Genomic DNA, 5,414 nt, shown 5'->3' with positions numbered 1-5,414 from the left:
CCTGGTCTTGAAATAAAGGGGCAACGGATCCAATGCTGTTTTTTTCGCCAACCTCAACCTGTGCCCAAGCAATTTGTGCAGCTAGAAGCTGAATGGCGAGTACATAACATAGTCTCCGGATACCCATATTTAAACATTAGACCTTTATAAAGCTAATGAAATAAACATAGAGTATCTATTCGTGCCTTAGATCCAAGTTACGTACGGAATGAAGCATGCAGGCAAACCAAAACACGATGCCATTCCTTCGGTACACAAAAACACCATGCCCGTGGAGGATGGGTTTTTAAACCCTTCCCAAATTTTTTCGTTGGAATCTTGGGGAACATCAAGGTATGTTGAATATTCAGCGCTTTTTAAATGCATGTCCAAAAAAGCAGTCACAAAATGGGGGTTGCTATTGATGATCTTACGTTGGTCCCATAAAGGTTTCGCGTAGCGGTAGTATTCATCAATGTGCAGCCCGGGTTGCAAAGCTTCCACCGGTGGAGGATTCGGAGCTACATTATGCCGTGCATTCTTATAGGTCACTAAATAACGATCAGCATGTACCGCGCCTTCATAAATGGCCTTTATTCCTTTTTCATAACCCGATATATCATCTTGACTCCCTGCCACAAAAAATGTAGGGGTCTTTAGCCCTATTAGGCCCTTTGCATCCCAAACCCCACGTGCCTTCAGGTCAAGGGCATCAGGTAATGGATCGCCATATAAAACAGCATCTTGTGCACGAAGCGGTGCGCATTCAAAAAACAACGGAAAGCGTTTATGTTACAATTCCCACAGCATTTTAAACATTCTACACATTTTTATCCTTTCCATTACTGGAATAAGATAATTTAACTGGATCATTAATACGTTTTTAACCGCTATTTAAAACAACTACCAACAATCCTAAAAATTAAAACCTATGAAGAAATTATTATTTTCAGCTTTGGCCCTTGTATCCATCAACCTGATCCTTGCACAAAATTCGGTGACAGGGACGATATCTGGATGGCAACATAGTTCTGCCGATATCGTTACCGGGATGCAAAGCCCTATCGCTATAGGTACTGTGAAGGATGATGGTAGTTTCACACTGAATCTTACCCCTGAATTTTCAGACCAAACCATGAAAAGCATTGACGAATTCAATAAGAATTCCGAGGAATGGAAAACCAGTGTCATGACCTTGGAAAAAGCGTTTACCTGTTATGGCGATTCGCTTGCAGTGACCAACGGGAATGTTCCCGTTATTAAACTTTCCAATTTTGGCGGTTATGATTTGGCGGATCCCATAGAAAAGAAAATTCATGGTTCCTTTATGATGGTCAATACCAAGGGATTTGCTGAAACGTATAGGTCGTATGGGCAATACAATGCAATACCCGGCTATTTTCTGGATTGGTTCTACTTTGCCGAACCCAGTTCGGTCTTTGGGGAATGTACTACGGAATCGTATGCCGTTAATCAGGAAGAAACCTATAAGGCCATCACCGAATATCAGTTGGAATTTAAAGCAGGATGGAATTTAGTGCAATATGAAATTGCTGAAATATTCACCGATAAGGAGGGTCTGACCTATGCACTCAGAACAAACTATAAAACCTTGGATAAACTGCCTGAAGGCGTGCAGTATATTTACTTTGAGGATCAATAATACGATGGCCTTGGAGGAGTTGTATTCGTCTCGCCTGGAAACTAGGATCCCATAGGCAAATATTATTAATTTGTAATATGCCCATGGGATTGGTTTATGGTATTTCTTTCTAAATACCCTATGCTGAAGAACCATAGCCATACCCATAATTATAGTCATTGGCCTTACCGAGCCCCACACTATTGACCACATAGGCCATATTCTTTAATTTGTTGTTTGCATTCAAGTCCTTTGAAAAGGCTATCAATTGTTTAGTGGTAAAATCGGCTCGAACAACAACTAGGGTAACATCTGCATATTGTGAGATCAATAGGGTATCTGTTACCAATAAGGTCGGTGCTGTACCCACAATGATACAATCAAATTTCGATTACCCATTTTCAATAAAAATATCAAATCGGTTATCGGACAACAGTGCTGCAGGAACTGTTCTTTACTACTGAACATATTCGGGTATGGACTTAACAAAGTAAACTCTCCAAATACTGCACATTTAAAAACATCCAATGTATGGATAGTATTTGCATGAAAATTGATAAACATGATCTATAGCGATCCTATTGAGCATTCTGGATATTTAATTCTCTATTTGGCTGAAGTTGTTAATCCTGAATTAAATACAAATTAAACTTCACCCAATAAAACTGTACTTAAAACAGAATTTATTGCTTTATACACGTATTTTGCAGATATTTAGCACTTTAAATTAAAGTAAATCTTGATGAAAACACGTAATGCTAAGCAATTATTACCTATTTAGGGATCTTCCCTTCTTATTCTTATTATCGCTATACTGGTCGATTAGGTTTATTATGAATATTACTTAATTTATGAAGTTTGGCCTTTTAAATTAGTTTATATATCAATTTTACATGTTCAAACGCATTCCTGATCATCCCCCGCGCATAAAACCCTATTTAGGGGACGACAATCCACTATGGTCAGTAATGATTCCTGCTTACAATTGCATAGATTATCTTAAAGAGACCATGGAAAGCGTCCTTCAGCAAGATCCTGGTTGTGAATTGATGCAGATTGAAGTTGTTGATGATTGCAGTTCGGATGGTGATGTTGAAGGATTGGTAAAAAAAATAGGTAAAGGGCGAATTGGTTATTACAGGCAAAAAGAAAATCTGGGAAGTTTACGAAATTTCGAAACCTGTATCAATCGTTCAAAAGGTAAATATATTCATCTCCTGCATGGTGATGATAGAATAGAGGCCGGTTTTTACGATGAAATAACAACTTTGTTCCGTGATTATCCTGAAGCCGGTGCAGCCTATACAAATTTCAATTTTATTGATAATAAAAGTGTTTTAGTGTCCAGAAAAAAAAATGTCCTTCTGGAGCGGCCAGGAATCATTCCGGACTTTATTGATAAGATAGCCGTAAAGAATCTTCTCCAACCTCCCGCTATAGTTGTAAAACGCACCACATATGAAGCATTAGGTAGCTTTTATGCAGTCCATTTTGCGGAAGATTGGGAGATGTATGCAAGGATAGGGTCCAAATTTCCAGTAGCGTATTCACCCAAATACCTGGCATCTTATCGACTTGACCCTAGAAATGGTATTACCCATAAAAGTTTTCTTAGTGGTCAAAATTTTTTGGACATGCAAAAGGTAATCAATATCATACAGCACTATTTGCCTGAACATAAGCGGTCCAAAATAAAAAAGGCATCCTTAGCAGACACTGCCCAATATACAGTGAAATGTGCCAACAGCCTACTTTTAAATAACAGAAAAGCCGCCTTAAGACAAGTCAAAGGAGGCTGGAGCTTGAGCAAGGACCCTACAACATTATATTTCATACTGCGCTTTTATGCCATGTATATCCTAAGGTACAAACAAATTGAAAACATGCTACGTAAAAGAAAAAAGATCAAATTAGAAAAGAACAGTTTATCCAAAGTAAAATGAACACGAAAACTAATGGCCTTGGACCTTCAAATTGGGAATGGGAAATTAAGCCGGAGACATCATGGCGCAGCATTAGTTTAGTAGAACTTTATTCCTATAAGGATCTATTGCTGCAATTGACCAGGAAAGAATTTTTAGGACTATACCAACAAACCCTTTTAGGGCCCTTTTGGACATTGATCCGGCCACTTTTAACCGTAATTACTTATGTTGTTGTGTTCAACAAAGTAATTGGTATCCCTACGGGAGGCGTACCTCCCTTTTTGTTTAATTTGATAGGCATTACCCTTTGGAATCTGTTTTCAGAAATATTCTTACAAACGTCAATAACCTTTACCCAAAATGCTGCAATATTCAGTAAAGTGTATTTCCCAAGAATCATCGTTGCACTTTCTACGCTCTGGCTGCAGATCATATTATTTGCTATCCAGCTGCTTTTACTTGTTGCCGTTTATCTATTCTGTTATTTTAACGGACAGGTCGACTTTAACGCTGGTCAAGGGCTTCTGATTTTTCCGGTGATTGTCATAACTGCGGGTATAGGTTTTGGAGGCGGATTGATATTCTCTGTCCTAACGGCAAAATACCGTGACCTTTTGTCTTTGATACAGGTACTTATACGATTGCTTATGTTTATTTGTCCCGTTTTTTATACCTTGAGTATGGTGCCCCAAAAATTTCAATGGTTGGCAAACCTCAACCCATTATCTGCCCTCTTTGAATATTTCCGGTTTGCATTTTTAGGCATTGGGAGTGTAAATACAATACAGCTTCTTTATAGTTTTGGCTTTATGGTAGTTATCGTCCTTTTTGGGATTATGCTTTTTAATAAAATGAGTGATAAATTGATTGATATCTTATAAAAATTTATGTCCGATTTAGCAATACAGGCTAACAATATTTCAAAATTATATCGACTAGGTACCATAGGCTCTGGGTCATTACGCCGTGATATGCAATGGTGGTGGGAACGTAATATCCAAAACAAAGAAAATCCCAACCAGTATATTAGGGGCGGTAAAAAGATCGATAATTCCGATGTTATTTGGGCACTCAAAAATGTTGACTTTGAAATAAAAGAGGGGGAGGCTTTAGGCATAATCGGACATAATGGCGCTGGTAAATCAACTTTACTAAAGATATTATCGCGTATCATAAAACCTACAGAAGGTATCGTTCGCGGACGAGGTCACATTAGCAGTTTGCTTGAGGTGGGAACAGGGTTTCATTCGGAACTTACCGGGAGGGAGAATATTTTTATCAGTGGTCATATCCTAGGAATGAAAAAATCCGAGATTTTGAGGAAGTTTGACGAAATCGTTGATTTTGCCGGAGTTGAGGCATTTATCGACACCCCGGTAAAAAGGTATTCTTCAGGAATGTACGTTAGATTGGCCTTTGCGGTAGCCGCGCATTTAGAGCCGGATATCCTGATTATAGATGAAGTTTTGGCGGTTGGCGATGCAGAGTTTCAAAAGAAATGCCTAGGGAAAATGAATGAAGCGTCAAGCAAAAGTGGTCGTACCATTATATTCGTTAGCCATAATCTTCAGGCCGTAAGTAATCTTTGTTCCAAAGCCTTGTGGTTAGATAAAGGGAGCGTTTGTGCCAGAGGAAATGCAAAAACGGTTGTTAACCAATATTTGAGTACCCTGCAAAAACAAAATTGGATAAAGGAGTTCCAAACAATAACCGAGGCTCCCGGAAATGATTGTATACGCGTTCTTTATGCAGAATTAACACCCCATTTTGTCGACGCTCTTTCTGTAGTGGACATCAGGACACCATTGACCGTTAAATTTCGTTTTTATAATGCTAATGATGGTATTCTATTAGCCGTAGGTGTACAT

General features: G+C 38.7%; 6 protein-coding genes. 4 read left to right on the top strand and 2 right to left on the bottom strand.

All coding sequences use genetic code 11. The features are described 5' to 3' along the window. Nucleotides 1-186: 186 nt before the first annotated feature. Entirely contained in the window at nucleotides 187-756 is a 570-nt protein-coding gene (locus WBM98_RS17180; RefSeq protein ID WP_424367246.1) for a hypothetical protein, read from the bottom strand. Between the two features lie 154 nt (nucleotides 757-910). On the opposite strand from WBM98_RS17180, the gene WBM98_RS17175 reads away from it, so the two are divergent. Next, a complete protein-coding gene (locus WBM98_RS17175; protein ID WP_424367245.1) occupies nucleotides 911-1,642 on the top strand; it encodes a hypothetical protein in 732 nt (243 codons plus the stop codon). A 118-nt stretch (nucleotides 1,643-1,760) separates the two neighbouring features. Here WBM98_RS17175 and WBM98_RS17170 read toward each other — a convergent pair whose 3' ends face one another. Then, a complete protein-coding gene (locus WBM98_RS17170) occupies nucleotides 1,761-1,991 on the bottom strand; it encodes a hypothetical protein (protein WP_424367244.1) in 231 nt (76 codons plus the stop codon). Nucleotides 1,992-2,514: 523 nt separating this feature from the next. On the opposite strand from WBM98_RS17170, the gene WBM98_RS17165 reads away from it, so the two are divergent. The 3 genes from WBM98_RS17165 to WBM98_RS17155 all read left to right on the top strand — a co-directional run. Further along, nucleotides 2,515-3,564, top strand: coding sequence for a glycosyltransferase family 2 protein (locus tag WBM98_RS17165; RefSeq protein WP_424367243.1), 1,050 nt, complete (start codon nucleotides 2,515-2,517; stop codon nucleotides 3,562-3,564). Continuing rightward, complete coding sequence (locus tag WBM98_RS17160; protein WP_424367242.1) at nucleotides 3,561-4,427, top strand: ABC transporter permease; 867 nt, start codon at nucleotides 3,561-3,563, stop codon at nucleotides 4,425-4,427. Before WBM98_RS17165 ends, WBM98_RS17160 begins: the two co-directional genes overlap by 4 nt. Before the next feature lie 6 nt (nucleotides 4,428-4,433). Continuing rightward, nucleotides 4,434-5,414, top strand: a 981-nt coding sequence (locus tag WBM98_RS17155) for an ABC transporter ATP-binding protein (RefSeq protein ID WP_424367241.1), incomplete at its 3' end; no start/stop codon positions are given.

The sequence above is a fragment of the Maribacter sp. genome (assembly GCF_049667165.1).
Lineage (GTDB): Bacteria > Bacteroidota > Bacteroidia > Flavobacteriales > Flavobacteriaceae > Maribacter_A.
The sequence above is the reverse complement of the archived record's forward strand: the minus strand, read 5'-3'. Positions and strand labels throughout refer to the sequence as shown.

Bases quoted from the DNA above. Each gene is read 5' to 3' on its own strand.
- WBM98_RS17175 (WP_424367245.1), top strand. From the start codon at position 911: ATGAAGAAATTATTATTTTCAGCTTTGGCCCTTGTATCCATCAACCTG.
- WBM98_RS17165 (WP_424367243.1), top strand. From the start codon at position 2,515: ATGTTCAAACGCATTCCTGATCATCCCCCGCGCATAAAACCCTATTTA.
- WBM98_RS17160 (WP_424367242.1), top strand. From the start codon at position 3,561: ATGAACACGAAAACTAATGGCCTTGGACCTTCAAATTGGGAATGGGAA.